The 26387-nt window shown below is 45.6% G+C and carries 24 protein-coding genes; 18 read left to right on the top strand and 6 right to left on the bottom strand.

Annotated elements, in window-relative coordinates; all coding sequences use genetic code 11:
• The 16 genes from L3V31_RS05185 to L3V31_RS05110 all read left to right on the top strand — a co-directional run bounded on the left by L3V31_RS05185 (position 1) and on the right by L3V31_RS05110 (position 14389).
• Entirely contained in the window at positions 1 to 2190 is a 2190-nt protein-coding gene (locus tag L3V31_RS05185) for a chemotaxis protein CheA (RefSeq protein WP_237315070.1), read from the top strand.
• A gap of 29 nt (positions 2191 to 2219) precedes the next feature.
• A complete protein-coding gene (locus tag L3V31_RS05180) occupies positions 2220 to 3332 on the top strand; it encodes a chemotaxis response regulator protein-glutamate methylesterase (protein WP_237315069.1) in 1113 nt (370 codons plus the stop codon).
• 8 nt (positions 3333 to 3340) lie between these two features.
• Complete coding sequence (locus L3V31_RS05175) at positions 3341 to 4117, top strand: ParA family protein (RefSeq protein ID WP_237315068.1); 777 nt, start codon at positions 3341 to 3343, stop codon at positions 4115 to 4117.
• Positions 4110 to 5102 (top strand): chemotaxis protein CheW, encoded by a 993-nt coding sequence (locus L3V31_RS05170; RefSeq protein WP_237315067.1) that lies wholly within the window; start codon positions 4110 to 4112, stop codon positions 5100 to 5102. Before L3V31_RS05175 ends, L3V31_RS05170 begins: the two co-directional genes overlap by 8 nt.
• A gap of 35 nt (positions 5103 to 5137) precedes the next feature.
• Positions 5138 to 5632 carry a chemotaxis protein CheW gene (locus tag L3V31_RS05165; protein ID WP_237315066.1) on the top strand — a complete coding sequence of 165 codons (495 nt, stop codon included), beginning with the start codon at positions 5138 to 5140 and terminating at the stop codon, positions 5630 to 5632.
• Positions 5633 to 5646: 14 nt separating this feature from the next.
• A complete protein-coding gene (locus L3V31_RS05160) occupies positions 5647 to 6132 on the top strand; it encodes a DUF2802 domain-containing protein (RefSeq protein WP_275949718.1) in 486 nt (161 codons plus the stop codon).
• Positions 6133 to 6380: 248 nt separating this feature from the next.
• Positions 6381 to 6998, top strand: a complete 618-nt coding sequence (gene ccmA / locus L3V31_RS05155; RefSeq protein ID WP_237315064.1) for a cytochrome c biogenesis heme-transporting ATPase CcmA — start codon at positions 6381 to 6383, stop codon at positions 6996 to 6998.
• 1 nt (position 6999) lies between these two features.
• Entirely contained in the window at positions 7000 to 7668 is a 669-nt protein-coding gene (ccmB, locus tag L3V31_RS05150; protein WP_237315063.1) for a heme exporter protein CcmB, read from the top strand.
• A 109-nt stretch (positions 7669 to 7777) separates the two neighbouring features.
• A complete protein-coding gene (locus L3V31_RS05145; RefSeq protein ID WP_237315062.1) occupies positions 7778 to 8521 on the top strand; it encodes a heme ABC transporter permease in 744 nt (247 codons plus the stop codon).
• Between the two features lie 11 nt (positions 8522 to 8532).
• Positions 8533 to 8739: a heme exporter protein CcmD gene (gene ccmD, locus L3V31_RS05140; protein WP_237315061.1), complete on the top strand. Its 207-nt coding sequence runs from the start codon at positions 8533 to 8535 to the stop codon at positions 8737 to 8739.
• A complete protein-coding gene (gene ccmE, locus L3V31_RS05135) occupies positions 8736 to 9221 on the top strand; it encodes a cytochrome c maturation protein CcmE (protein WP_237315060.1) in 486 nt (161 codons plus the stop codon). Before ccmD ends, ccmE begins: the two co-directional genes overlap by 4 nt.
• Entirely contained in the window at positions 9218 to 11203 is a 1986-nt protein-coding gene (locus L3V31_RS05130) for a heme lyase CcmF/NrfE family subunit (RefSeq protein ID WP_237315059.1), read from the top strand. Before ccmE ends, L3V31_RS05130 begins: the two co-directional genes overlap by 4 nt.
• Entirely contained in the window at positions 11196 to 11750 is a 555-nt protein-coding gene (locus L3V31_RS05125; RefSeq protein WP_237315058.1) for a DsbE family thiol:disulfide interchange protein, read from the top strand. Before L3V31_RS05130 ends, L3V31_RS05125 begins: the two co-directional genes overlap by 8 nt.
• Positions 11747 to 12232 carry a cytochrome c-type biogenesis protein gene (locus L3V31_RS05120; RefSeq protein WP_237315057.1) on the top strand — a complete coding sequence of 162 codons (486 nt, stop codon included), beginning with the start codon at positions 11747 to 11749 and terminating at the stop codon, positions 12230 to 12232. Before L3V31_RS05125 ends, L3V31_RS05120 begins: the two co-directional genes overlap by 4 nt.
• Positions 12232 to 13446: a c-type cytochrome biogenesis protein CcmI gene (gene ccmI, locus L3V31_RS05115; protein WP_237315056.1), complete on the top strand. Its 1215-nt coding sequence runs from the start codon at positions 12232 to 12234 to the stop codon at positions 13444 to 13446. Before L3V31_RS05120 ends, ccmI begins: the two co-directional genes overlap by 1 nt.
• A 172-nt stretch (positions 13447 to 13618) precedes the next feature.
• A complete protein-coding gene (locus L3V31_RS05110; protein ID WP_237315055.1) occupies positions 13619 to 14389 on the top strand; it encodes an MlaA family lipoprotein in 771 nt (256 codons plus the stop codon).
• A 76-nt stretch (positions 14390 to 14465) separates the two neighbouring features.
• Here L3V31_RS05110 and L3V31_RS05105 read toward each other — a convergent pair whose 3' ends face one another.
• The 4 genes from L3V31_RS05105 to L3V31_RS05090 all read right to left on the bottom strand — a co-directional run bounded on the left by L3V31_RS05105 (position 14466) and on the right by L3V31_RS05090 (position 18932).
• Positions 14466 to 15761 carry an outer membrane protein transport protein gene (locus L3V31_RS05105; RefSeq protein WP_237315054.1) on the bottom strand — a complete coding sequence of 432 codons (1296 nt, stop codon included), beginning with the start codon at positions 15759 to 15761 and terminating at the stop codon, positions 14466 to 14468.
• A 308-nt stretch (positions 15762 to 16069) separates the two neighbouring features.
• Positions 16070 to 17332: an outer membrane protein transport protein gene (locus tag L3V31_RS05100; protein ID WP_237315053.1), complete on the bottom strand. Its 1263-nt coding sequence runs from the start codon at positions 17330 to 17332 to the stop codon at positions 16070 to 16072.
• 303 nt (positions 17333 to 17635) lie between these two features.
• Positions 17636 to 18364, bottom strand: a complete 729-nt coding sequence (locus L3V31_RS05095) for a DUF3379 domain-containing protein (RefSeq protein WP_237315052.1) — start codon at positions 18362 to 18364, stop codon at positions 17636 to 17638.
• On the bottom strand, positions 18357 to 18932 hold the full coding sequence (locus L3V31_RS05090; protein ID WP_237315051.1) for a sigma-70 family RNA polymerase sigma factor: 576 nt from the start codon (positions 18930 to 18932) through the stop codon (positions 18357 to 18359). Before L3V31_RS05090 ends, L3V31_RS05095 begins: the two co-directional genes overlap by 8 nt.
• A 750-nt stretch (positions 18933 to 19682) precedes the next feature.
• Here L3V31_RS05090 and fadI point away from each other — a divergent pair.
• Both fadI and fadJ read left to right on the top strand, forming a co-directional pair.
• On the top strand, positions 19683 to 20990 hold the full coding sequence (fadI, locus tag L3V31_RS05085) for an acetyl-CoA C-acyltransferase FadI (protein WP_237315050.1): 1308 nt from the start codon (positions 19683 to 19685) through the stop codon (positions 20988 to 20990).
• On the top strand, positions 20990 to 23101 hold the full coding sequence (gene fadJ, locus L3V31_RS05080) for a fatty acid oxidation complex subunit alpha FadJ (RefSeq protein WP_237315049.1): 2112 nt from the start codon (positions 20990 to 20992) through the stop codon (positions 23099 to 23101). The genes fadI and fadJ overlap by 1 nt, the downstream gene beginning before the upstream one ends.
• A 73-nt stretch (positions 23102 to 23174) precedes the next feature.
• Here fadJ and L3V31_RS05075 read toward each other — a convergent pair whose 3' ends face one another.
• Together L3V31_RS05075 and L3V31_RS05070 are read right to left on the bottom strand one after the other, a co-directional pair.
• Positions 23175 to 23423, bottom strand: a complete 249-nt coding sequence (locus L3V31_RS05075; RefSeq protein ID WP_237315048.1) for a CG2 omega domain protein — start codon at positions 23421 to 23423, stop codon at positions 23175 to 23177.
• Between the two features lie 124 nt (positions 23424 to 23547).
• Positions 23548 to 26325: an insulinase family protein gene (locus L3V31_RS05070; protein WP_237315047.1), complete on the bottom strand. Its 2778-nt coding sequence runs from the start codon at positions 26323 to 26325 to the stop codon at positions 23548 to 23550.
• Positions 26326 to 26387: the final 62 nt, after the last annotated feature.

Raw genomic sequence — 26387 nt, 5'->3', positions numbered from 1 at the left:
ATGAGCTACGATTTAGACGAAGATATTTTGCACGACTTTCTCATTGAAGCGGGCGAAATTCTAGAGCTGCTTTCCGAGCAATTAGTCGAACTGGAAAACAACCCAGAAGACAAAGACTTACTCAATGCTATTTTCCGCGGGTTCCACACTGTAAAAGGAGGCGCTGGCTTCCTTTCATTAGCTGAGCTAGTGGATACGTGCCATGGTGCGGAGAACGTGTTTGACGTATTGCGCAATGGTCAACGCTCAGTCACCCCAAGCTTGATGGACACCATGCTTAAAGCGTTGGATACGGTCAACACCCAATTCCAGGCTGTACAAGCACGCGAAGTTCCAGAAGCCGCAGAACCTACACTCCTCGCAGAGCTACACCGCTTGTGTAAGCCTGAATCAGAAGACGCGGCAGTGGCAAGTGGGGTTGAAGATACGGTGACTCCTTCAGAGCCAGTCGTTACAGAACAAGAGCCTGCAGTACCGACGGTTGCTTCAAGTATTGGTTCTGTAGACGAAATTACTCAAGACGAATTTGAAAAGCTGTTGGATGAATTGCATGGTAAAGGCAGCGCACCGGGCCTCTCTAAATCGGAACCTTGTAAACCAACGCAAGCAAACGCTTCTGTCAGTGATAGCAGTGATATAACCGACGACGAATTTGAACGTCTTCTGGATGAACTTCATGGTATCGGCAAAAGCCCATCGTCGTCGACTTCTGCGCCAGTTGAACCACCAGAATCTCCAGAACCCGTTGCTCCAGTCAGCTCTTTACCATCAACAGATAATGACAGCGATCTGATGACGGATGAAGAGTTCGAGAAACTTCTGGATGAACTGCATGGTACGGGCAAAGGACCATCGGTTGACGAGCTCGATATGGCGACAAAGCCGGCTTCTGCCAATGTAGTGCCCGAAGTGCCAAAGGAACCAACAACACCGACACCACAGCCAGTTGCCAAACCAGTCGCGGTGAAGGAAGAAGCCAAAGCCTCGGCACCTGTGGTCAAGAAACCACAAGCAGACGCGACAGTGCGCGTGGATACCTCAACGCTTGATACCATTATGAACATGGTGGGTGAGCTGGTATTGGTCCGTAACCGCCTATTAAGTCTTGGACTTAACAGCAACGATGAAGAAATGTCGAAAGCCGTCGCGAATTTAGACGTTGTGACGGCCGATCTGCAAGGTGCGGTAATGAAAACGCGCATGCAACCAATCAAAAAAGTGTTTGGCCGATTCCCGCGTGTTGTTCGCGATTTGGCGCGTAACCTGAATAAAGACATCGTGCTGGAAATGCGTGGCGAAGAGACGGATCTGGATAAAAACTTGGTTGAAGCTTTGGCCGATCCATTGATCCACTTGGTACGTAACTCGGTAGACCATGGCATTGAAATGCCAGATGAGCGAGTAAACGCGGGTAAATCACGTACTGGTAAAGTGATCCTTTCTGCGTCTCAGGAAGGAGATCATATTGAACTGGCGATCGTCGATGACGGTGGCGGCATGGACCCGAACAAACTTCGTGGTATCGCTGTTAAACGTGGCATGATGGATGAAGATGCCGCTGCTCGTTTGACCGATAAAGAGTGTTTCAACTTAATCTTTGCTCCTGGTTTCTCTAGTAAAGAAAAGATCTCTGATATCTCAGGTCGAGGCGTTGGTATGGATGTAGTGAAAACAGCCATCAATACTCTCAATGGTTCAATCGATATTGATTCTGAGCTTGGCAAAGGCACCAAGATTACCATCAAAGTTCCGCTTACGCTGGCGATCTTACCAACGCTGATGGTTGGCGTCGGTGGTCATCCGTTCGCATTACCTTTGGCGTCTGTAAATGAAATCTTCCACTTAGATTTAAGCCGTACGAACGTCGTCGATGGTCAGCTCACGATTATTGTCCGTGATAAATCTATCCCATTGTTCTATTTGCAAAACTGGCTGACGGCAAAGTCTCCACGAGTTCAGGAACGTACTGGTCATGGTCATGTTGTCATCGTTCAGATAGGCAGCCAACGAGTTGGTTTTGTTGTCGATACGCTGATTGGACAAGAAGAAGTGGTGATCAAACCTCTGGATAAATTATTGCAAGGTACACCGGGTATGGCGGGAGCTACGATCACCAGTGATGGTCACATCGCATTGATTCTTGATGTGCCTGATTTACTAACGCGATACGCATCGGCTTCACGCATTTAACCGAAGCAGACGTTTAGAAAAGGAATAAAATGGCGATTAAAGTACTAGTCGTTGATGATTCGAGTTTTTTCCGTCGTCGCGTCAGCGAAATCATCAACTCGGAATCGCGCCTAGAGGTGATTGACGTTGCAGTGAACGGCAGAGAAGCGGTAGAAAAAGCCAAATCTCTTAAGCCTGACGTCATTACCATGGATATTGAAATGCCCGTGATGGACGGCATCACGGCTGTGCGTGAAATTATGGCTGCGTGTCCCACGCCAATCCTGATGTTTTCGTCACTGACTCATGATGGGGCGAAAGCAACGTTGGATGCGCTCGATGCAGGCGCTCTGGATTTCTTACCGAAAAAGTTCGAAGATATCGCGCGCAACCGTGATGAGGCGGTATCTCTACTTCAGCAGCGCGTTATCCAGATTGCGTCCAAGCGTGCTTTCTTACGTCGTCCTGTTGCTCGCACATCTCCGGTGGCAACCACGTCATTGACTCGACCGCTTGCAACACGCGATCCGAGCCTGGCAACACCAAAGCCTCGCTCTTCGGTAGCGAAGTATCGAGCGTCCGGAAAGCGATATCAGCTAACGGCGATCGGCACGTCTACAGGTGGCCCAGTGGCGCTGCAAAAGATTCTGACGCGTTTGCCAGTGAATTACCCGCATCCGATTGTGCTGATTCAGCATATGCCGGCTGCCTTTACCGCCGCATTCGCCAGTCGTCTGAATACGCTGTGCAAAATTCAAGTGAAAGAAGCACAGGATGGTGATGTATTGCAAGCGGGCGTGGCGTATCTCGCTCCGGGTGGTAAACAGATGATGGTCGATGGTCGCGCAAGTGTGGCACGGCTACGCATTATTGATGGCGGTGATCGAATGAACTACAAACCGTGTGTCGATGTGACCTTTGGCTCTGCTGCGAAAGTGTACGGAGATAAAGTGCTCTCGTTAGTGTTGACCGGAATGGGCGCAGATGGCCGCGAAGGTGCACGCATGTTGAAGTCTGCTGGCTCTACCATTTGGGCGCAAGATGAAGAGAGTTGCGTGGTTTACGGTATGCCTCAGGCGGTCGCGAAAGCCGGTATTTCGTCTGAAAATTTACCCCTAGAGCGTATTGCTGAGCGCATACTGATCGAAGTTGGGTTAGCGTAGGATAGATCATGATCGTTTGGAGTGTAGCTAACCAAAAAGGTGGGGTAGGTAAAACCACCACAACAGTGACATTAGCCGGTCTTTTAAGTCAGAAAGGCCATCGTGTGCTCATGGTCGATACCGATCCGCATGGTTCACTAACGACTTATCTGGGTTATGACTCTGATACCGTGGCATCAAGCTTGTTTGATCTTTTTCAGCTTAAGACCTTCACGCATGAAACTGTAAAGCCGTTGATTCTTAAAACTGAACTGGACGGTATGGACATCATTCCAGCCCACATGTCCCTTGCGACGCTGGATCGCGTGATGGGAAATCGTAGTGGTATGGGACTGATACTCAAGCGCGCGCTTAAAGCGGTCTCCCAAGATTATGATTACGTGTTAATCGACTGTCCGCCAATTCTTGGTGTGATGATGGTCAATGCACTTGCCGCCAGTGACCGTATTTTGATCCCGGTTCAGACTGAATTTTTGGCGATGAAGGGGCTTGAGCGCATGATGCGCACTCTGAGTATCATGAAAAAGTCACGCCCGAATGGCTTTAAAGTCACGATAGTGCCGACCATGTATGACAAGCGTACCCGAGCTTCATTGCAGACACTGACCCAATTGAAACAAGACTACCCAAATCAGGTGTGGTCATCGGCAGTGCCGATTGATACAAAGTTTCGTGATGCGAGCTTGAAGCATCTACCCGTTTCACACTTTGCATCAGGCAGTCGGGGTGTTTTTGCTTATAAGCAGTTGCTGATTTATTTGGAGAGGTTAGCGCTTGATGAGTAATCATGATGTCATTTCCAGTGAACAGGCACTTGATGATTACTTCTACGCGTTGTTAGACGAAGATACTGAGCTTGAAGAGCTTAATGAGGAGTTTGACTTACTTGCTCAAGAGTTAGCATCTTCAGAGCCAGAGCCAGAGCCAGAGCCAGAATTACAGTTGCAACCTCTTCAAGTTGAGCCTTCCGCATTTCGAGAAAATAACGCTCCGGAGCTGAAAGCCCCAAACTTAGAAGACGTAGAACGTTTATTAAGTCAGCTTGAGTCGACCAATGTGGTTGACGAACTGGATATCGAAGAAATTCTGGCTCAGAACACCATGGCCATTGCTCAGGACACTAAGCCGGTTGTAGCAGAGATGTCTCAGCCTGTTGAAGTTGAAATAGCGAAACAAGCTCAAGAATGGATTATTGAAGAGCCTGATATCGAAGTCAAACAGCCTGATCTTGAGGAAGTCATCGAAACAGAAGCGCAATTGATTGTAGAGGCTGAAACTCAAGCTAGCTCGGAATCGATTCATTTTTGGGAAACGACTCAGCGAAATGAAGATTTTCAGGTGCTTTACTTCGATGTGAACGAAGTGATGTTTGCGGTTCCTCTAGATGAGTTGGGTGGAATTCATCGTATCACTGAACTTAATCATTTGATTGGTAAACCCGACTGGTACTTAGGGTTACAGACTAATCGCGAGCAAAAGTTTGATGTGGTCGATACAGCAAGGTGGGTGATGGCCGACAAGCTTTGCAGTGAAGAATATAAAGATAATTACCAATATGTCGTCATGCTTGGTGAAAGTATGTGGGGGTTAGCCAGTAACCAGTTGATGGGGACTGAGACACTCAATGTCGACAACGTTCGCTGGCGTGAAAAGGCCGGAAAACGCCCATGGCTAGCGGGCATGGTGAAAGAAAAAATGTGTGCTTTAATTCACATCCAAGCACTTATTGACATGCTAAACGCTGGTTTAGATGTGAAATCAATGAATTAGAATTAAGTCGGGAACGACATTAACGAGGATTAACTATGTCTCAAGCTTTTGAAGTTGAAGTGAAGAAAGGTGCCACAAATGACGAAGTGCTTCAGTGGGTGACGTTCCAGCTAGAAGAGGAAACGTACGGCATCAACGTAATGCAGGTACGTGAAGTTCTTCGTTATACAGAAATTGCACCTGTACCTGGTGCGCCAGATTACGTGCTGGGTATTATTAATCTGCGTGGTAACGTGGTTACTGTAATCGATACCCGTTCACGCTTTGGATTAATTGAAGGCGAAGTGACTGATAATACACGTATCATTGTTATCGAATCTGAGCGTCAGGTGATTGGTATTCTGGTCGATAGCGTGGCAGAAGTGGTTTACCTACGTTCTTCTGAGATTGATACTACCCCTTCTGTTGGCACTGACGAGAGTGCGAAGTTCATTCAAGGCGTTAGCAATCGTGATGGCAAGCTCCTTATCCTAGTTGATTTGAACAAGTTATTAACTGAAGACGAATGGGATGACATGGCTCATCTGTAATTGGCTGAATGATCATGGCTGAAGTGAATTTTTTATCGATACCCTTCATCGCTGGTGGCGTCGCTTTTATCGTGCTCGTACTGCTCGTTTTGCAACTGCGTATTCGCTCAGGTTTGCAAAGGAAAATCGAGTTGCAGAGAGCTCAAACTCGACACGCTGATAAAGAAGTACAGAAACTGAGTAAACAGTTATTGGAAGTTCGCTCTGTGGTTGTTGGCTTAGGGCAAAAGGTTACCGAGCAGCAAGATATTATCCAGCATCTGAACGAGCGTATCCGAGAGTTGGAACATGCTGATACGGATGGGCGTTTGTATAGCCGAGCCTCTAAAATGGTTCAACTGGGTGCAGATATTAACGAGTTGATCGAAGAGTGCGAATTACCCAAAGCAGAAGCTGAACTCATGCTATCGCTACAGAAAAAACTGGCTGGTAAAGAGAAAATTCCGCCACTCAGTGGTCGACCTTCTGAAGCCTCGAGTTATCCATCATACGGAAGATGACGCCAGAGTAAAAAAGAAGCTTCGGCTTCTTTTTTTGTCCAGTGCCCCAAACGGTAAGTTTTGCCTCTTATTAACTAAAGGTACCATCCTAATTCATCTATATAACCATTTATGGTTATATTTGTCGGGTTGTGCAAGTAAGTTAACAAAATTTCATGAACTTACTTACATCTCTTGTCTCTTGTTCTGTTTCGTCTTAACTAAGCTGTGCTAATATAACCGCTCGTTAATTATTTAGTTGAAGCCCTATGTTAGAAGTGTCTAACCTTACTGCGATCCGTGACGAAAGGGTCCTGTTTGAGAACCTGAAATTTACCATTAAACCAGGCGAGCTAGTCCAGATTGAAGGGCGAAACGGAACGGGTAAAACGACGTTGCTACGCATTGTGACAGGGTTGGGCGATAGAGAAGAAGGCATCATTAAATGGAAAGGAGAAGAGGTTGAAAAATCTCGTGATTTTTTCCATCAAGATTTGCTTTTCTTAGGGCATCAAACTGGGGTGAAACGAGAACTTACCGCACTAGAAAACTTACGTTTTTACCAATCTATTCAAAATAACTGCTCTTCTGACGAAGAAATCTTCACCGCTTTAACTCAAGTTGGCTTAGCTGGCCGAGAAGACGTCCCTGTAGCACAGCTTTCCGCAGGTCAGCAACGACGAGTTGCATTAGCGAGATTATGGCTCAGTAAGCAAATTTTATGGATTTTGGACGAACCGCTTACCGCCATTGATAAGCAAGGTGTCAAAGTGCTTGAATCGTTATTCGCAAATCATGCTGATAATGGTGGCATTGTGATTTTGACTACGCACCAAGATATGTTTGCAGATAGCCCGAAACTTAGAAAAATAAAGTTGGGTGATTGATATGATTTCAGCCATGACCACTATTATTCGTCGAGAACTCTTGATCGCTTTTCGCCGTCAGGCGGATATTTTGAACCCACTTTGGTTCTTTATTATTGTTATTACCCTGTTCCCTCTCAGTATTGGCCCCGAGCCAAATTTGTTAGCACGTATTGCAGCGGGCATTGTTTGGGTTGCTGCATTGCTATCTGCCTTATTATCATTAGAGCGTCTATTTCGTGATGATTTTCAAGACGGTGCATTGGAGCAAATGATGCTGATGCCAATTCCATTGCAACTTGTGGTGGTTTCAAAGGTCATAGCTCATTGGTTGTTAACAGGATTACCACTTATCCTGATCAGCCCATTATTGGCGGTTTTACTTTCGCTCGATTTCAATACTTGGCTATCTATCGTACTTACCTTGATGATCGGTACTCCGACGCTAAGTTTTATTGGTGCTATTGGTGTGGCACTGACGGTTGGGTTGCAAAAGGGTGGCGTTCTTTTGAGTTTGCTTATTCTTCCGCTCTACATCCCAATTTTGATTTTCGCAACATCGGCAATTGATGCTGCCGCACTCGGTATGGCGTATAACGGTCAGCTAGCGATTTTAGGCGCGATGCTAATGGGGGCGATGACGTTGACGCCTTTTGCCATTAGTGCCGCATTGCGAGTTAGTGTTAACTAACTAAATAAAGTGCCAATGAAGCGGCGCTTGATCAAAGAATTATTATTAAAGCACTGCTACGGTCTCAACCTTTTAGACAGTGCCCCTGAAGTAAGAGTGAGAACAAAACATGTGGAAATGGCTACATCCTTATGCCAAGCCAGAAGCAGCTTACCATTTGAGCGGTAAGTTTCTGCCTTGGTTTTCTGTATTGGCCCTCGTATGCTTATCGGTTGGTACGGTTTGGGGGCTTGCATTTGCGCCTTCAGATTACCAACAAGGTGACAGTTTCCGAATCATCTACATTCATGTCCCATCTGCAATTTGGTCAATGGGCGTATATATGTCGATGGCGATTGCTGCATTTATTGGCTTAGTATGGCAAGTACGTCTGTCAGACATGGCGGCACTTGCGATGGCGCCGATTGGTGCGGTATTTACCTTTATTGCGTTACTCACCGGTGCCGTTTGGGGCAAGCCGATGTGGGGAACTTGGTGGGTATGGGATGCCCGTCTTACTTCAGAATTGATTCTTCTATTTCTTTATCTTGGTGTTATTGCACTGTATCACGCGTTTGACGATCAAAAAACAGCAGCAAAAGCCGCTGGTATTTTAGCTATCGTGGGCGTTGTGAACTTACCTATCATTCACTTTTCAGTGGAGTGGTGGAATACTTTGCACCAAGGTGCGACTATCACGAAATTTGAACAACCTTCTATTTCATCCGACATGCTTTGGCCGTTGTTGCTAAACATTTTTGGCTTTGCGTTCTTCTTTGGTGCTGTGACTATGGTGCGTTTCCGTAACGAAATCATCAGCAAAGAGAGTCATCGCCCTTGGGTGCACAAACTTGCAACAGAACAAACTCAGTGAGGTAATTGGTTATGCATTTTGAATCTCTGAGCGACTTTTTTGCCATGGGTGGCTATGCATCATACGTATGGAGCGCGTTTGGTATTACTTTCTTATCCATGCTGATTCTTCTGATCACCAGTCTTCGTCGCGGTGATGCATTACGGAAAGAAGTGAAAGCAAAAATTGACCGTCAAGCGCGTATTGACGCAGCGAAGAATATGGAGAACACGTTATGAATCCGAGACGTAAAAAGAGGTTAGGTATTGTACTAGCGATCTTTATCGGTATTAGTGCCACCATTGGTTTGATACTTTATGCGCTTAACCAAAATATGGACCTTTTCTACACACCGACAGAATTAGTTAACGGTAAGCCTGATGGCACCAAACCTGAAGTAGGCCAGCGTTTACGTATCGGTGGCATGGTTGTTGAGGGATCGGTGCGTCGAGATCCTGACTCTTTGAAAGTGAACTTTGATCTACACGACATAGGTCCTAAGGTTACGATCACATACGACGGTATTCTTCCAGACTTGTTCCGTGAAGGGCAGGGTATTGTTGCTCAAGGTGTATTAAAAGACGCCACGACGGTTGAGGCGTTCGAAGTCTTAGCTAAGCACGATGAAGAGTACATGCCACCAGAAATTGCAGAAGCGATGAAAAAAACGCATGAACCGCTTCAATACAGCACCGAACAGAAACAAGGAAGCGGCCAATGATTGCTGAAGTCGGTCACTTTGCTCTCATTCTTTCGCTTGCGATGGCAGTGCTACTGAGCGTATTGCCATTGTGGGGAGCATCGAATAATAACAACATGCTAATGAACACTGCACGACCATTATCATGGTCTATGTTCCTTATGCTGTTGTTCTCTTTCGCGATTTTATGTTGGGGATTTTATACCAACGACTTTACGCTGCAGTACGTAGCGAGTAACTCTAATAGCCTGCTTCCTTGGTACTATCGTTTAACCGCAGTGTGGGGTGCACACGAAGGTTCACTGTTGTTATGGGTTTTAATCCAAGCGGCATGGACGGTAGCCGTGGCGACATTCAGTCGTGGTATGCCACAAGAATCGGTTGCGCGTGTGTTGGCCGTTATGGGTATGATTTCAGTGGGCTTCCTGCTGTTCATTATCCTGACATCTAACCCGTTTTTACGTACGTTGCCTTTCTTCCCGGTTGACGGCCGTGACTTGAACCCGCTTCTTCAAGACCCAGGTTTGATTGTTCACCCGCCAATGCTGTACATGGGTTATGTTGGATTCTCGGTTGCGTTCTCATTCGCAATTGCATCCCTAATGACAGGTCGTCTTGATACCGCATGGGCACGTTGGTCGCGTCCTTGGACAACAGCGGCGTGGGTATTTCTAACACTAGGTATCGCACTAGGTTCTTGGTGGGCATATTACGAACTTGGCTGGGGTGGCTGGTGGTTCTGGGATCCAGTAGAAAACGCATCATTCATGCCTTGGCTAGCGGGTACAGCGCTAATGCACTCCCTCGCTGTGACTGAAAAACGCGGCACATTTAAAGCGTGGACAGTACTGCTTGCTATCTCTGCATTCTCATTGAGTCTGTTGGGGACGTTCCTAGTTCGTTCGGGTATTTTGGTTTCAGTACATGCGTTTGCCTCTGATCCTGCGCGCGGCATGTTTATTCTTGCCTTCCTTGTATTTGTTATCGGCGGCTCGCTGCTGCTGTTCGCGGTAAAAGGCGCATCGGTTCGTGTTCGTGGTAACTTCGACTTAGTGTCGCGAGAGAATGTTTTGCTTGGCAACAACGTACTGCTGATCGCCGCACTTGTTGTTGTCTTAGTTGGTACGTTGTTACCGTTGGTACACAAGCAAATTGGCCTTGGATCTGTCTCAATTGGCGCGCCATTTTTTGACATGCTGTTTGCGTGGTTGATGATGCCATTTGCCTTCTTGTTGGGTATTGGTCCGCTTATTCGCTGGAAACGAGATCAATTATCTTCAATCGTTAAGCCGATGGTGATCTCTGGGGTGACTGCTCTGGTATTAGCGGCGGTTTGCGTATACCTATTCGCGGACTTCTTCCAAATTATGGCTTACATCGGTTGGGTCATGGCGATTTGGATTATCGTCATGCATGGCTTCGAACTGCATGAGCGTGCGACTCACCGACACAGTTTCGTCGAAGGTGTAGGTAAGTTGCAGCGCAGTCACTGGGCAATGATGTTAGGTCATATTGGTTTGGCGGTAACCATCATCGGTATCGCAATGGTGCAGAACTACAGCATTGAGCGTGATGTACGTTTGGCTCCGGGAGAAAACTTCCAAATCCAGGGTTACGATTTCTATTTCTCTGGTTTGCGAGATAAAGATGGCCCTAACTACGATGGTTATATTGCGGATTTTGAAGTCACGCATAACGGTAACTACATCAATACACTGCATGCAGAGAAGCGATTCTACCGTACAGCTAAATCAATGATGACAGAGGCCGCAATTGATCGTGGCGTGACACGAGATCTTTACGTTGCGATGGGTGAGCGTTTAGAAGACAACCGCTCATGGGCTGTACGTATTTATTACAAACCATTCGTCCGTTGGATTTGGGCCGGTGCTTTGATCATGGCAATCGGTGGTGGTCTGGCTATTTCAGACAAGCGCTACCGCTTCCGTAAGTCATCTAAGAAGAGTGCTAAGGAAAAGGAGCAGGTCGCACAATATGAATAAGAAAGTCTTGTTTATTCCGTTAGTTGCTTTCATGGTTCTAGCGGGGATTTTTGCAACCCAATTGATGCGTAACCAAGAGGGTGATGACCCGACAAAACTTGAGTCGGTGTTAGTGGGTAAACCTGTACCGGCCTTTCACCTTGAAGACTTGGCTGAGCCGGGTAAAGAATATGATCAATCTATTTTCAAAGGTGAGCCTTTACTACTTAATGTATGGGCCACTTGGTGCCCAACCTGTTATGCAGAGCATAAGTATCTGAATGAACTGGCTGGTAAAGGTGTCAAGATCATCGGTATGAACTACAAAGATGATCGCACTAAAGCAGTAGGTTGGTTGAATGATTTGGGTAACCCGTACCTGATCAGTTTGTTTGACGGCAGCGGTATGCTTGGTCTGGACTTAGGAGTTTATGGGGCTCCGGAAACCTTCATTATTGATGCCAATGGTATTGTGCGCTATCGCCACGTTGGGGATGTTAATCCACGCAATTGGTCCGAGACATTAGAGCCACTTTACAATCAATTGGTTGAGGAGGCGAAGCGATGAAAAAGGTCATTTTAGCCGTATTTGCAGCACTGACACTCTCGTTAACGGCTAATGCCGCCATTGAAGTGTACGAGTTTGATAACCTCAAACAAGAACAGCAGTTCAAAGAGCTAAGCCACACTTTGCGCTGCCCTAAATGTCAAAACAACACGATTTCAGATTCTAATGCCGAGCTGGCTCAAGACTTACGCCACAAAGTGTACGAAATGACCAAAGAGGGTAAGTCTAAACAAGAGATCGTCGATTACATGGTCGCGCGTTACGGTAACTTTGTAACTTACAACCCGCCATTTACTATTGCTACGGCTATTTTATGGCTGGGGCCTCTTGCTGTTGTATTGGTTGGCTTTGCTTTGATCGTATTACGTAGTCGCAAAACAAAGGCAAAAGTCGTCGCAAATAGTGATGAACAATGGGACGAACAAAAAGAAGCTCGCCTCAAAGCACTGCTTGAAGAAGAGAATGACGGAGATAAGAAGTAATGACACTATTTTGGATATCTACTGTTGTTCTCACGCTGATCGCTTGTGCTTTAGTCGCAATGCCGTTGCTAAAACAAAAAGCGAACAACGATGAAGTATTACGCGATGAACTCAATAAAGCGTTTTACAAAGATCGTTTATCAGAGCTACAAGAAGAGACCGAAGAAGGCTTGGTTGAAAGCCAGGAAGAGCTGATTTCGGATCTTAAGCAATCATTGTTGGATGATATTCCTGGAGATAACAGACACAAAGAAACGAAAATTTCTCCTATTGCTGTCTTAGTTCCATCCGTCATTTTGACTGCCGTATTAAGCTACGGTTTGTACTACCAATTTGGCGCCTCTCAGGAGGTCGTTAGATGGCAGGAAGTGTCATCAAACTTACCAGAGCTGTCGAAAAAACTGATGTCGTCGTCAGCAGAACCGCTGAGTGATGAAGAGATGGCAGATTTAACCTTAGCGTTGCGTACTCGCCTGCATTATCAGCCGGAAGATTCAACCGGTTGGTTGTTGTTAGGGCGTATTGCCTTGGCGAATCGTGATGTTTCCACCGCGATCGATTCCATGGCAAAGTCGTTCAACCTTGAGCCTCAAGACCCGGATATTATGCTGGGGTATGCGCAAGCTCTGATGCTTTCTCAGGAAGAAGTGGATCAGAATACGGCCCGTTCTCTGCTAGCGCAGCTAGTACAACAAGACCGAGTTGATCTGCGTGTTTTCTCACTGCTTGCATTTGATGCCTTTGAACGCCAAGACTACCCAGGCGCGATTAAATACTGGGGTGTGATGCAACAGATGATTGGCCCTGAAGATAGCCGCTATGAAATGCTTTCTCGCAGCATTGATAGTGCACGTAAGCAAATGGGTGAAGCGGTTTCTCCGGATAAAAGTGTTGCGGTTACCATCAGCCTTGCTCCTGAAGCTCAGGTCGATCCGAATGGTGTACTTATTGTATCTGTCCACCGTGCTGATGGTTCCCCTATGCCTGTAGCCGCTGCTCGTTACCCATTAGCATCCTTCCCGAGAACAGTGGTTCTGGATGATGGTAATGCCATGATGCAAGGCTCAAAGTTGTCTTCATTGGATAAGCTTTTGGTACGTGCCCGTGTAGACTCGGATGGTAACGTTGCAACCCGTGATCATGACTGGCACGGCGAAAGTGGTGTTGTTGAATTCGGGCAACCTGTTGAAGTTATTATCAATAAGCAATTTTAATAGTTGCGAGTCATATCCATATAGTGGTATGGCTCTAAACTATCGAGTAGAATGAAAAGGCCAGCTTATGCTGGCCTTATTTTTATACTTAAGTGACTTTTAAACCGTATTAGATTAGGGCGTTTTATAGCAAGGTTACTTCAGTATATTAATAGTCGTTATGGAACACAGAATGTATAACAAGGGTAAATCCATCTTCTTAATGCTGTTAGCACTTGGACTGGTTGGCTGTTCAAGTGCTCCTGAGGAGGCAGCGACAGAAGAAACAAATCAAACGACTTCTGATGCATACGATCCGTTAGAAGGCTTTAACCGTACTATGTGGGATATTAACTACGATTACTTGGATCCGTATATAGTACGCCCGGTGTCACTGGCTTATGTGGAATATACGCCCACACCAATTCGCTATGGTATTGCTAACTTTTTGGCTAACTTAGACGAACCAGCAAGTATGGTGAACAATCTGCTCATGGGTAATGGCGGTAAGGCTGTGGATCACTTTAACCGATTCTGGCTTAACTCCACATTTGGTCTCCTCGGTCTGGTTGACGTTGCAACCGCCGCCGGGATTACAAAATACGATGAAAAAGTTTTCAGCGACGCTGTCGGCCATTACGGTGTAGGCAACGGTCCTTATTTTATGGTTCCGGGATACGGTCCTTATACACTACGTGAAGTCACCGATACGGTAGACAGTATGTATGTACCACTAACCTACCTAAACATTTGGGCGAGTCTTGGTAAATGGGCTTTCGAAGGTATGGAAAAACGCGCGTTGCTTGTTTCTCAGGAAGCGCAGTTAGACAACTCGCCGGACCCTTATGTTTTGACTCGTGATATTTATATCCAGCGCCAAAACTTTAAAGCAGAAGTGGAGACTGTCAAAGAAGTCAACGCAGAAGAAGAAGCTTATTTGGACGAATATTTAGAAGACTTTTAAATCTCTTTAAGTTTAAACAACAGATACGAAAAAGGCTTAGCAACTGCTAAGCCTTTTTCTTCAATGATGTATTCGATTAGAAACGGTAGTTTGCCTGAAGACCAATCAACCACACATTACCGGTTGTTTCACCCACGAACTGACCTCCAACTTGCTCCGCAGCATCGTCAGAATCATAACCACGTGACTCTTTAATAGAGGCATCTTTCGCGATGATGTAGGTGAAGCCTGCATCTAAGCTGAAATCTTTTGTCCAGTCATACGTTGCACCGATGCTCAGCCAGGTACGATCGGTTTCTGGAATAGTGATGGTACGGTTTTTATCGCTAACGGCTGATGTGTCGTACGCCATACCTGTTCTTAACGCCAGTTTTGGCTGAAGCTGGTAAGTCGCACCTAGAGCAAAGCGGTAGTTATCTTCCCAGTTTTCCACTTTAACCATGTGCGTACCTGCGGTAGCAAGGTGCGCTTCTAACTTCTCGAATGAGCTCCAGTCAGTCCAGTTAAAGCTTGCGTGCAGGGCAAGCTGCTCAGTAACCTGGTGATAACTGGCCAGTTCCGCAGTCGCTGGAAGTGTCAGGTACATGTAACCGTTGTCGCGAGTTTGCGGTAACTGAGTACCGAAGCCAAAACCAATGCCTTCAGCATGGCCCTGAAGCTTCAGTTCTACTTCTGATTTGTATGCGAAGCCTAAGCGGTGGTCGTCGTTGATCTGCCATGCAGTACCTACCTGCCAGCCCCAAGCCGTATCATCACCTTCCATGTATTTCAGCGTAGTATCTTGAGGAAGACCCAATGCGTTATTTGCTGGTGTTGTTGCGCCAAAGCTACCTTCACCAAGAATATAGCGAACGCCACCGCCAATACTTACAGCTTCGTTAATCTTGTAGGCTGCATTGAGGTTTGCTTCCATTGTGGTCACGCTGGCTTCGTTACCGAAGTGTGACGCCGCAAAGCCAGTACCAAGATCCGTTTCCATGCCGTAGTTTGTTCCTAGTGCCAAGCCGACCGCGAACTTATCGCTGTAACGATGCGATAAGTAGAAGTTCGGAATGATGGCATCGTGAGCGAAGTCATCTGAAGACGCTGGAATATTCTTACCATAGAAATCGACGTCACCGTCTACATCAAGATTTGGATTCACATAGATAGCACCAACAGAGACTTGTGTGCCTTCCAAGTAAGTGAGCATCGCTGGGTTTCGCCACTGTGCACTCGCATTATCTGCCATTGCTGCTTCACCGGCGTAGGCACGGCCTAAGCCTGTTGCAGAGAACTCCGCAAGTTGGAAACCGGCTGCATGAGTTGCGCTTGCTGTGCCCAGTAGGCTGAGTGCTACTGTCATAGAAAGAAGGGTCTTGTTGGTTTTCATTTTTTGTTCGCTGAATTATTTAAAACGTGGGGTGAAATTTTAAAGATAGAGCTTTTACTTTAGAAATGAAAATCCGGAATAGGTACGCTTTTAGTATTAAATTCTAATGAAGTCTTTAATGGAAGGTTAAAAGTCTGGCTGTAAAAGAGTCGTGAAAGATGCTCAGCGTACAGTTGTGCGTCCTAATGTCGGTATTTAGATACACGTGTTCACTGAAATAGAGCGTAGAATAAATCGTAGGCAAGAAAAAAGGCTGGAAATCCAGCCTTTTATATAGAAAGTGTTTGCAATAGCGACTAGTGCGTCAATTAGAAGCTACGGCTATATTGTAAGCCGACTAGAATCGCGTCTGCGTGAGTTGTTGCACTTACACCCGTAGACAGCATGCCAGGGACGATAGTAGTGCTCTCGTTCACTTTGATATCGTCACCCAGTAGGTAGGTGAAACCAAAGTCGATATTAGCCTTGTTGTCAAGATGGTACGTGAAACCAGTCGAGAACCACTGACGATCGGAATCTGGTACAGAAATAGATGTCACATTATCTTGTGCACTGGTGTCGTACATGTAACCAGCACGAAGCGTCCAGTCATTGTTTAGGAAGTAGGTACCACCAATCGCGTAGTGCCAGCCGTCTTGCCACTGGTAGTTTTTAGCGTAGCTACCAGTGATCATTCCTTGGTCTAGATTTTTAAAATCAATCTGGTCAAAGTCTTTCCAACCAATGTATTGCACGCTGTAGTGCACAGCAAATTGGGTGTCTTTGACTTTGTGGTAGCCAGAGAACTCAGCCATATCTGGTAGCGGTAGAGTGATCTTTTGGCCTTTGTCGTCTTTTGCTTCAAACTCTGGGCTGTAGTGGTATGCAAAACCAAAACGGTTGTTTTCGTCTAACTCGTAAACCGTGCCTACGTTGAAACCAAGGGCCCAGCCGTCAGCAGAATCTACATCGAGAAGCGTTGCACCGCCTAGAGCCGGGTTTACTGCAGCAAGCGCAGCGCTTGTTACGCGCTTCATTGTGCCTTTACCGTAAACTACATCAAGGCCAGCACCAAAGCTCCATTGATCATTCAGGCGGTAAGAACCAGCCAAACCAAAGTTAGCACTCTTTACGTCAGTCAGGCCGCCGTATTCAGCCGCTACGTAGCTGTCAGAGAATTCAGTCTTTGTACCGAAGTTAGAGTAGGCATTGACACCCCAAGCAAACTTGTCGTTTACCGGTACAATCAGGTGAATGTTTGGTGCGATAGCTGTGTCACCTACGTCGTCAACGTCTCCAACAGAGAAGCTATTGCCGTTAATGTTGTAAGTTGCATCTTTCACTTCAATCAGTGAAGTAATGGTTTCAAAACCTACAGACAGTTCCATTCTATCAAACAGCGCCATTGCTGCTGGGTTACGCGCCATTACTGATGCGTTGTCAGCGATTACAGCATCACCTGCAAAAGCGCGGCCAAGGCCTGTAGCCGATTGGGCATTAATTTGGAAACCTGCTGCCATCGATTGACCTGAGGCAAAAGCTACCGTTACTGCTAAGAGAGTCTTTTTGAACAGACGCTTATTATAAGTCATGTTTTTTCCTTATTAGATTCGTCTCTTTGGACGATAATTCGAGCTTTTGCTCAGTGGCGCAGATAGTAGTCACAAGAGTGTTTTTAACAAATCCGACCATTGGATAAAATATAGGAAAAATTATAGAAATGATGCGAAATGCAGGGAAATGACATCTAAATTGTAATATTTAGAGTTTATGCTCTAATCTGGCTTGAGCGGAGTGTAGGAGGTAAACGTTTGCGTTCTACAAATGCCAAATGCCGCTTATTGAGCCCACTAGGCGGCAGTTGGCGGATGTTAAGTTAATTCTGTTTCAATTTATTACATAGGCTGGATAAGAGGAGTTAGTTCACTGGCGATAGCGTTAATATCCTCGCCTTGTTGACCCACCAAGATCATACTTGCGCTACCAATAGGTTGAACGGTACCACTCATGCCTTCTTTGTTGAAGTCGACGGCTTGCTCGCTTGGGATTCTGGTAATGAACATGGTGACTTTACCTTTTACACCCTGAAAAACCATATGCACGGCATTAGACTCTCCGAATCCACAGTGATTTAAGTAATAGACGTGGTAAGGAAAGTTTTTGTTAAACTGAAAATTCAGCGGAGACATTTTGGCGTTAATGAATGTGCTTGGCACATCTTCATTCAAGTGGCGAACAAAAGGCTCTTCATCTATGACGTGTTGGATTGCTGTATCCGCCAACGTAGCATGTGCTGGTGAGACGATGATATTGCTCCAGTTGATTTGACCAACCAACAAACCAGCAGTAAATGCCACCGATGCGGCCAAAGCCATTACTTTTCTGGCAAAGGTTGGACGAACAACGTTTTGTTCCAGTGAGCTTGAGCTTTGACTGAACAAAATTTTATCAGCTAGAGCTTCAGGCACCTCGACATTCATAGCCTGCTTAATTTTTTCATCGAGATCCAAAACGTCTTCAACAAACTTATGGTTGGCGCTATTCTCGGCCAAAGCTTGCAGTATCTCTTCATCCTTCTGTTTTGGATCCGACAAAATACGACGACGAAATTCTAAATCATCCATTTTTTTGTCCTCTCTTTGTATTTTGAGAATCCAACATCTCTTTAAGTTGATTACGAGCACGAAATAGTCGTGTCATTACGGTGTTTTTATTCAGTTCCAATATGTCGCCGATCTCTTCTCCACTGAAACCGCCTACGACTTGTAGAAATAAAGGTTCACGATATTCGACGTCTAGTTTCATGATCTGTGCCTGAAGCCACTCTTGCTGGTGATGGGGGTCGTCGCTGACCTTCGCATCATTGCCGTAGTCATCGATATCAACTAAATCAAATTGTTTACGTTCGAACCGGCGTGCATTTTCTCGTCTTAATATGGTAATAAGCCAAGACTTAGCCGCTTTTTCGTCCAATAGGCTATCCAGAGATTTCCATGCGCGAAGACAGGTTTCTTGAACCAAATCTTCAGCAACGGCTTTATCTTTACTTAGCCAGTAAGCATAGCGATATAAATCACGATGGTAGCCCCGAACGAGCGATTCATATTTTCTTTGTTTGTCCATATCAGAGTTGACCGGACTGTTGGAATTTTTCTTTCCAAACATTTTTAACATGGCTGCAAGAGCCTCCATTTTTATTAAACTAGTACAGTGTGAACATTTGGATAGACATACAGAGTTTAGCAGCATCAAGTATTCAATCGCGATTTAGTTAATAACAGAGCTAAGGTTTAAGAACCCAATAGAAAAACTGGAGAAAATCAGTAGCCACGCTATTTATTTAGGTGATTGAAGAAAATAGATCGCTTGATAAGCGTTAAATCAAACTAAAATTGATCTATTTCAAAAACTCGATCAGTGAAGCAGTTATAGTTACTCCTGTCATCTCGTTAGTCCTTGTGACTAACATGTTGAGCAAGATGACACTTCCTTTTGAAGGCTGACTTTACTTTCTCCTAATCAGGAAACTGATTAATGTTCAATTGGCGTAAGTTAATTGTTTTATAGATATTCCGACCACACAGTTCTGTGTGGTTTTTTTTTTGCCTCAATTTCGCTTTTCTAACCTGGTTATTATTCAGCTATGTTCATAGTCAGTTAATAGCGCAGTCAGCATAATGTATTTCATACCAATCAAAGCCAAAGACCAATATTTATCTGGGCATCAAGTGTTTAATCAATCTTTATTACAACTAGCTAAAAGTTTACTTAAATCCATACATTAGGTGACCTAAAGTTAGTGTAACGTCTTAAAATCGCTATTGGTGATCGTTTAGAGTAATTGATCTACTTGCTTCACGTTTATCTAAATGCACCTTTGATAAATTTAACAAGTTGATTACAATGCATCAGGTCAGACCTCTTATTAATTAAGGAGAAACAATGGGCAAGCAGGAAGTAAAGACGCGTCATGGTGAACGCGTTGCTATTGTCGCGGGGCTTCGAACTCCCTTTGCTCGTCAAAGCACGGAATTTAGCCAAGTGCCAGCAGTCGATTTAGGGAAGATGGTAGTAAGCGAAATGCTTGCTCGAACCGATCTGGATCCGAAATTAATACAACAAGTGGTATTTGGACAGGTTGTACAAATGCCTGAAGCTCCCAATATCGCCCGCGAAATTGTATTGGGGACGGGAATGAGTGTCCATACCGATGCCTACAGCGTGACGCGTGCATGTGCCACTAGTTTTCAGGCCGCCGTTAACGTTGCGGAAAGTATTATGGCTGGCACGATTGATATCGGTATTGCTGGTGGCGCTGATTCATCATCGGTACTGCCGATCGGCGTTTCTAAAAAACTGGCAGCCAACCTTCTGGCCCTGAGCAAGACCAAAACCCTCGGTCAGAAGCTCGGTATTCTCAAAAACATCAGTTTCAAAGATTTAATGCCAGTTCCTCCTGCCGTTGCAGAGTATTCTACTGGTTTGTCGATGGGACAAACAGCGGAACAGATGGCGAAAACTCACGGCATTTCGCGTGCAGAGCAAGATGCACTTGCACATCGTTCCCATACTCTAGCGTCGCAGGCGTGGAAAGAAGGCAAGATTCAAGGCGAAGTCATGACCGCTTTCCCTGAACCATACAAAAAGTGGATTTCAGAAGACAATAACGTGCGCCATGATTCAACGCTAGAGGGGTACGCAAAACTTCGTCCGGCATTTGATCGCCAATATGGCAGTGTGACGGCAGCAAACAGTACGCCCCTGACTGATGGTGGCGCGGCTGTAATGTTAATGCGCGAAGGTAAAGCGAAAGAGCTTGGAATGGAAATCCTGGGCTACATTCGTGGCTATGCTTTCTCTGCTATTGGCGTAGAGACCGACATGTTAATGGGCCCTTCTTACGCGACGGCAAAGGTTCTGGAAAATACAGGGCTGGAATTGTCGGATCTGACTCTGATTGATATGCATGAAGCGTTTGCAGCACAAGCATTGGCTAATGTGAAAATGTTTGCTTCTGATAAGTTTGCTCAAGAAAACCTGGGCCGTTCGAAAGCCATAGGTGAAATCGACATGGATAAGTTCAACGTACTTGGTGGTTCAATTGCGTATGGTCACCCGTTCGCGGCGACTGGCGCACGTATGATGACGCAGACTCTGCGAGAGCTAAAACGTCGAGGTGGTGGTATTGCATTGAACACTGCATGTGCGGCAGGTGGTCTTGGTGCGGCAATGATTCTGGAGGTTGAGTAATGAGCGAGCAAAAAGCATTTAGTCTGAAGATTGACGAGCAGAACATCGCTTGGTTAGCCATCGATGTGCCTAATGAAAAGATGAATACGCTACAGGCGGCTTTTGTTGAAGATATGAAGGAAATCTTCACTCAGTTAGAAGACTCAACTGGCGTGAAAGGGATGATTATCCATTCCCTAAAGCCTGATAACTTTGTTGCGGGTGCGGATGTACGCATGCTTGACGCATGTACTACTGCAAGTGAAGCGGAAGCGTTGGCAAAACAAGGCCAAGAACTCTTTCAACAATTGTCTGAGCTACCTTATCCGGTAGTCGCTGCTATTCATGGTCCATGTTTAGGTGGCGGTTTAGAGTTGGCTCTGGCGTGTGATTACCGTGTTTGTACAGAAGCAGACATCACACGTTTAGGTCTACCAGAAGTGCAATTGGGGTTGCTTCCTGGTTCTGGCGGTACTCAGCGCTTGCCTCGTTTAATTGGCTTATTGCCATCACTCGATTTGATTTTAACGGGTAAACAGCTCCGCGCTAAAAAAGCCAAGAAACTGGGCGTTGTAGATGCTTGTGTCCCTGAAACTATTTTGCTTGATGTCGCTAAACAGTTTATCGACAAAGGTAAAAATAAAGGCAAGAAAAAGCTGTCGACCAAAGAAAAGCTGATGTCGGGCAGCGGGTTAGGGCGCAAGTTTGTGTTTGAGCAAGCAGCGAAAAAAACCAACGAAAAAACCCGAGGTAATTACCCGGCCGCAGTGGCGATTCTGGAGGTGATTCAGAATGGTCTGGAGAAGGGGGTCGTTAAAGGTCAGGAGTTAGAAGCGAAGCGCTTCGGTGAGCTGGTAATGAGCCCAGAATCGAAAGCGCTGCGTTCAATCTTCTTTGCGACCACGGAAATGAAGAAAGAACACGGCACTGATGCCAAACCAGCCGCTGTGAAAAAGGTCGGTGTACTTGGTGGCGGCTTAATGGGCGCTGGTATCAGCCACGTATCCGTTGCGAAAGCCAAAGTGCCTGTTCGCATTAAAGATGTCAGCAATGACGGTGTCTTAAATGCGTTGAACTACAACTACAAGTTGTTCGACAAGCAACGTAAGCGTCGCATTCTCTCTAAAGCGGATCTTCAGGCTAAAATGATGCAGCTTTCGGGTGGCGTAGACTTCACCAGTTTCAACCAGATTGATGTGGTCATTGAGGCGGTTTTTGAAGATCTCGATTTGAAACAGCAGATGGTTGCGGATATAGAAGCAAACGCGAAACCAGATACTATTTTTGCAACCAACACGTCGTCGCTGCCAATCCATAAAATTGCAGAAAAAGCAGAACGTCCTGAGAATATTGTCGGCCTGCACTATTTCAGCCCAGTAGAGAAGATGCCGCTGGTGGAGGTCATCCCCCATGAAACCACGTCAGATGAGACAATTTCTACAGTGGTGGCGTTAGCCAAGAAACAGGGTAAAACGCCAATTGTAGTCAAGGACAAAGCTGGCTTTTATGTAAACCGCATTCTTGCCCCTTATATGAATGAAGCGGCGCATATCTTGTTAGCAAACGAACCGATAGAAAAGATAGATAACGCGTTACTTGATTTTGGTTTCCCGGTTGGACCGATCACACTGCTTGATGAAGTAGGCGTGGATATTGGCGCTAAAATCATGCCGATTCTGGTCAATGAGCTGGGCGAGCGATTCAAAGGTCCGGATGTATTCGATACTCTGCTGAACGACGGTCGTAAAGGTCGTAAGAGTGGTAAAGGTTTTTACACATACAAAGGCAAAAACAAAGAAGTCGATAAGTCTGTCTATAAGCTATTGAAACTTGAACCTGAGTCTAAGCTCAGCGATAACGATATAGCACTGCGCTGTGTGCTGCCAATGTTGAATGAAGCTGTGCGCTGTTTAGATGACGGTATTATTCGTTCACCACGCGATGGTGATATTGGTGCGATTTTTGGTATTGGCTTCCCACCATTCTTGGGTGGTCCTTTCCGTTATATGGATCAGTATGGTTTGAAAGAACTGGTCGAGAAAATGAATGAATTTGCATCTAAATATGGTGATCGATTTGCACCTTGTGACGGCTTACTGACTCGAGCGGGTGAAGAGAGTACCTTTTATTAATACTAAGTTCTGAAGTTAGTTGAAACTAAAAAGGCTTGCATCTCGCAAGCCTTTCTCAATTGAGCAGAAGAGGTTATTTCTTCTTGTCTTTTTTATCTTTATGACCTTGACCTGGGTTGTCATCGCCGTGAACGCTGGCGTTACCTTTCTTGTCTTTGTCCCAATTCTTAGAAGAACAATCATCTGACTTGATAGAGACATTATCACCGCTTAAGCGAACACAGTCTTTACTTAGCTCAAAATCATCACCTTTAACGGTGATTTCTGCGTGAGCTGATGCGAATGGCAGTAGAACCGCAGCAATTAATAGAAATTTTTTCATAGGTGCCTCATATGCAAGTTGTTGTAATTTGAGTATAAGCCAATTAGAGCATAAGCTAATTAGAGCATAAGCTGCAATCACGTTATTTCAAATTTCTGCCAATTTTACTCGATACCAAAGTCTTTTATCCTAATCCGCAATCTTTTGGTCGTAGCTGAAACTCTTCAATTGAGCCAATTTCTTGACCTAAGTGAATGCGCGGCTCATCGATGTGAGACAGACCTTGTGAATGCATAACCAAACGATTTGCTGTTCTAGGTTTTAGCTCATTTACAACGAAACGGATCATATCTGCACGAGTGAGTTTCTTGAGCTCTGCCAGTACTTTTTCTCGCTGATTAAATTCGGTGTCTTTATTACCTATCGCTACCCAAAGACGTTGAGCGCGACCACGCAGCGTAGTGTCCGGTGTGGCAATTTGATTCCATAAGCCGCGTTTACTGGCGTGCCACTGATAATCGTTGAGCTCTAAAAGTACCATATAAAAGGCATTTAAAAATTCATCAATAGAAGTAACGAGCTCAGCAGGTGCTGCATTTGGCGACTGAACATAAAGTACGATGCCAGGGTGGCGGTTAAGCGGCATGTTCCCGGTGCCGACCATGTAGCCTAATTGCTGCTTGGTACGGATTTCGTGAAAAAACGTTGCCGACATCAAATGGTTTGCCAAAGAGTAAAGCGCAATATTACGTGGCTCAATATCCTCACATTGATGATAAATGACGACTGCAGAATCCTGTTGGTTACAATGCACCTCACGTTGAAAGCTGCCGTTTTTACCTAGCATCACCAACGGCCGTAGTGCTTCTTCATAACGCTGCTCTTTTACCCGCAGAGCGTCTTTCAGTGTAGTAGCCATGTCGTGCGCCTGCTGACGTTGCCAGTCGCCATAGACGAACATTTCTATATGCAGTTCGGCGAGAATCGACTCTACGAACACTGATAATTCGTCGACTTCAATCTGCTCAAGAGCTTCAGCAAGCGTCGCAAACGGTGGATTGTTAGGCTGTAGTAAACCAGTTAATGAGTTGAACAGTTGTGAAATAGGACGATCTTGCGCTGAGTTTCGCCAATTCCTGAGTAGCTGTTGTTTGATAGTTTCAAATCGCGCGTGGCTGAACTCACGAGCGGCGAAGCGGCGCAAAATCATTTCTAATAGCTGGGGAAGTTTTTGGCTAAACCCGGATAAAGTGAGCGTCACGCCACCTTGATGGGCATACATGTTGTAACCCATGCCTGCTATTTCTGCCTGATAAGTTTCTTGCGCGAGTGAGTCGAGAAACATCTCTACGCAGAGACGAGTCTTGACGATGTTTTTTGGTGAAGCGACGGCATGCGAACTGTCTATCGCCACGTATAATACGCCCTTAGGAACTCGGAATTCATCATCTTGTAAATGCCAAAGGCGGAAACCTTCCAAGTCTTCAATTAACTCGGGGAGGGAGCTGCCATGTTCTAGAGGCATAGGATCAAGGTTGTAGCATATATACGGGTTCTTCTCGGGCAGTACAAACTGCCAACGCGGATCAATTTGATGGAAGAAGCGTTTTTGTTCGCTGGTAAATGGCGTCACTGAGTAAGGAGTGAAATACCATTCTGCGGTACGATCATAGTCTAACCCTTTGGCAATGAGCGTCACTCTTACATTGTCGATGCTCAAGTAATTCAACAGATCACGTTGCAGCGCTTCGTCGTAGCCCGCCATTTTGTAATCGCCGTAAATGGTATCGTCTGGCTGATAGTGCTGCATATTGACGACAAGGTGGCTGACAAAATCAAGCGGTCTTGATGGTTCCTGAAAACGAAATGCAGATTCGAGCACCGCCTGTTTCTCTAGGTAGCGCCATTCATCCATTCCTTCTTGTCGAATCAAGGCTAAATATTGGAACACCGCCTGAACGATATCATCGACGTGGTCCAGGCCTGTTGGTGTGAGTGTACAGCTAACGGTAAAATCACGGTAATTGCTGCCGCTTGCACCGCCTCCAGCAGAAAGAGAAGTGATCCATCCCTTACTCTTAAGCTGAAGCATTAAGCTACCTTCCCCTTCATAACCCAGTAAATGGGCAAAATAGGAGAGGGGTTTAGTGCCGTAATACTCGTCCATTCCTGGCATTGGAAAGGTCAAAATTAACTTGCGGAACTCTTTAATAGGTTCGATCTGCACAAATATCCCGGTGCTGTTCTCCGTGCCAATTGGTACATCAATCGATTTGTCTTTCAATTGATGATTAGGGATATCCGCAAACATGCGCTCTACCCATGATTGCTGTTCATCAAGGGACTGAGGACCAAACAGCGTCAGCGTCATTAAATCAGCCGAATAGTTAGAATGATGAAACTCGACGATTTCATCACGAATAGACTTGCCGTTTCTGTCGCCGAGCGTATCAAGATTACCAACAGAAAATTTTGAAAATGGGTGCTCGGTATTGATGACTTCTTTATTAACCTGATACAGGCGACGAGAATCATCATTCAGTTTTAGCTTGTATTCTGAATCGACCGCCTGACGCTCTTTGTCTAATGCTTCCTCGTTAAACAGAGGTGCGGTAAAGAATTGGCTGAAGCGGTCTAGCGCGTTTTCAAAGGCATTTGGAGTGACGTCGAAAAAGAAACATGTGTGCTCTGTTCCTGTCCAAGCGTTATTTGTACCACCATGTTGGCTAATATAGCTTTGAAATTCGCCTACTTTAGGGTATTTTTCCGTACCCAAAAAAAGCATGTGTTCTAAATAGTGTGCTAAACCTTGGCGATCATCAGGATCGTCAAAGTGTCCGACGTTCACTGCTAGAGCGGCAGCAGACTGTTGAGCTGTATCGGAATGAATCATCAACACACGCAAATCATTACTTAGTGTAATGTAGCGGTATTGATTTGAATCGTTAGGACTTAGGTGCACGATGCGTCTCCAGATTTCGCATTACAGTAATTATGAACCCTGTGTGGGGCAGCGCAAATGTT

This window comes from Vibrio sp. J1-1, from assembly GCF_021728395.1.
Taxonomy (GTDB): Bacteria; Pseudomonadota; Gammaproteobacteria; order Enterobacterales; family Vibrionaceae; genus Vibrio.
The sequence above is the reverse complement of the archived record's forward strand: the minus strand, read 5'-3'. Positions and strand labels throughout refer to the sequence as shown.

Coding starts and splice junctions, on each gene's coding strand:
- L3V31_RS05120 (WP_237315057.1), top strand. CDS start 11,747: ATGAAAAAGGTCATTTTAGCCGTATTTGCAGCACTGACACTCTCGTTA.
- L3V31_RS05170 (WP_237315067.1), top strand. CDS start 4,110: ATGAGTAATCATGATGTCATTTCCAGTGAACAGGCACTTGATGATTAC.
- L3V31_RS05130 (WP_237315059.1), top strand. CDS start 9,218: ATGATTGCTGAAGTCGGTCACTTTGCTCTCATTCTTTCGCTTGCGATG.
- L3V31_RS05110 (WP_237315055.1), top strand. CDS start 13,619: ATGTATAACAAGGGTAAATCCATCTTCTTAATGCTGTTAGCACTTGGA.
- L3V31_RS05105 (WP_237315054.1), bottom strand. CDS start 15,761: ATGAAAACCAACAAGACCCTTCTTTCTATGACAGTAGCACTCAGCCTA.
- L3V31_RS05185 (WP_237315070.1), top strand. CDS start 1: ATGAGCTACGATTTAGACGAAGATATTTTGCACGACTTTCTCATTGAA.
- L3V31_RS05100 (WP_237315053.1), bottom strand. CDS start 17,332: ATGACTTATAATAAGCGTCTGTTCAAAAAGACTCTCTTAGCAGTAACG.
- L3V31_RS05175 (WP_237315068.1), top strand. CDS start 3,341: ATGATCGTTTGGAGTGTAGCTAACCAAAAAGGTGGGGTAGGTAAAACC.
- ccmB (WP_237315063.1), top strand. CDS start 7,000: ATGATTTCAGCCATGACCACTATTATTCGTCGAGAACTCTTGATCGCT.
- L3V31_RS05095 (WP_237315052.1), bottom strand. CDS start 18,364: ATGGATGATTTAGAATTTCGTCGTCGTATTTTGTCGGATCCAAAACAG.
- L3V31_RS05145 (WP_237315062.1), top strand. CDS start 7,778: ATGTGGAAATGGCTACATCCTTATGCCAAGCCAGAAGCAGCTTACCAT.
- L3V31_RS05165 (WP_237315066.1), top strand. CDS start 5,138: ATGTCTCAAGCTTTTGAAGTTGAAGTGAAGAAAGGTGCCACAAATGAC.
- L3V31_RS05180 (WP_237315069.1), top strand. CDS start 2,220: ATGGCGATTAAAGTACTAGTCGTTGATGATTCGAGTTTTTTCCGTCGT.
- L3V31_RS05075 (WP_237315048.1), bottom strand. CDS start 23,423: ATGAAAAAATTTCTATTAATTGCTGCGGTTCTACTGCCATTCGCATCA.
- L3V31_RS05125 (WP_237315058.1), top strand. CDS start 11,196: ATGAATAAGAAAGTCTTGTTTATTCCGTTAGTTGCTTTCATGGTTCTA.
- ccmE (WP_237315060.1), top strand. CDS start 8,736: ATGAATCCGAGACGTAAAAAGAGGTTAGGTATTGTACTAGCGATCTTT.
- L3V31_RS05160 (WP_275949718.1), top strand. CDS start 5,647: ATGGCTGAAGTGAATTTTTTATCGATACCCTTCATCGCTGGTGGCGTC.
- fadJ (WP_237315049.1), top strand. CDS start 20,990: ATGAGCGAGCAAAAAGCATTTAGTCTGAAGATTGACGAGCAGAACATC.
- ccmI (WP_237315056.1), top strand. CDS start 12,232: ATGACACTATTTTGGATATCTACTGTTGTTCTCACGCTGATCGCTTGT.
- ccmA (WP_237315064.1), top strand. CDS start 6,381: ATGTTAGAAGTGTCTAACCTTACTGCGATCCGTGACGAAAGGGTCCTG.
- fadI (WP_237315050.1), top strand. CDS start 19,683: ATGGGCAAGCAGGAAGTAAAGACGCGTCATGGTGAACGCGTTGCTATT.
- L3V31_RS05090 (WP_237315051.1), bottom strand. CDS start 18,932: ATGGAGGCTCTTGCAGCCATGTTAAAAATGTTTGGAAAGAAAAATTCC.
- ccmD (WP_237315061.1), top strand. CDS start 8,533: ATGCATTTTGAATCTCTGAGCGACTTTTTTGCCATGGGTGGCTATGCA.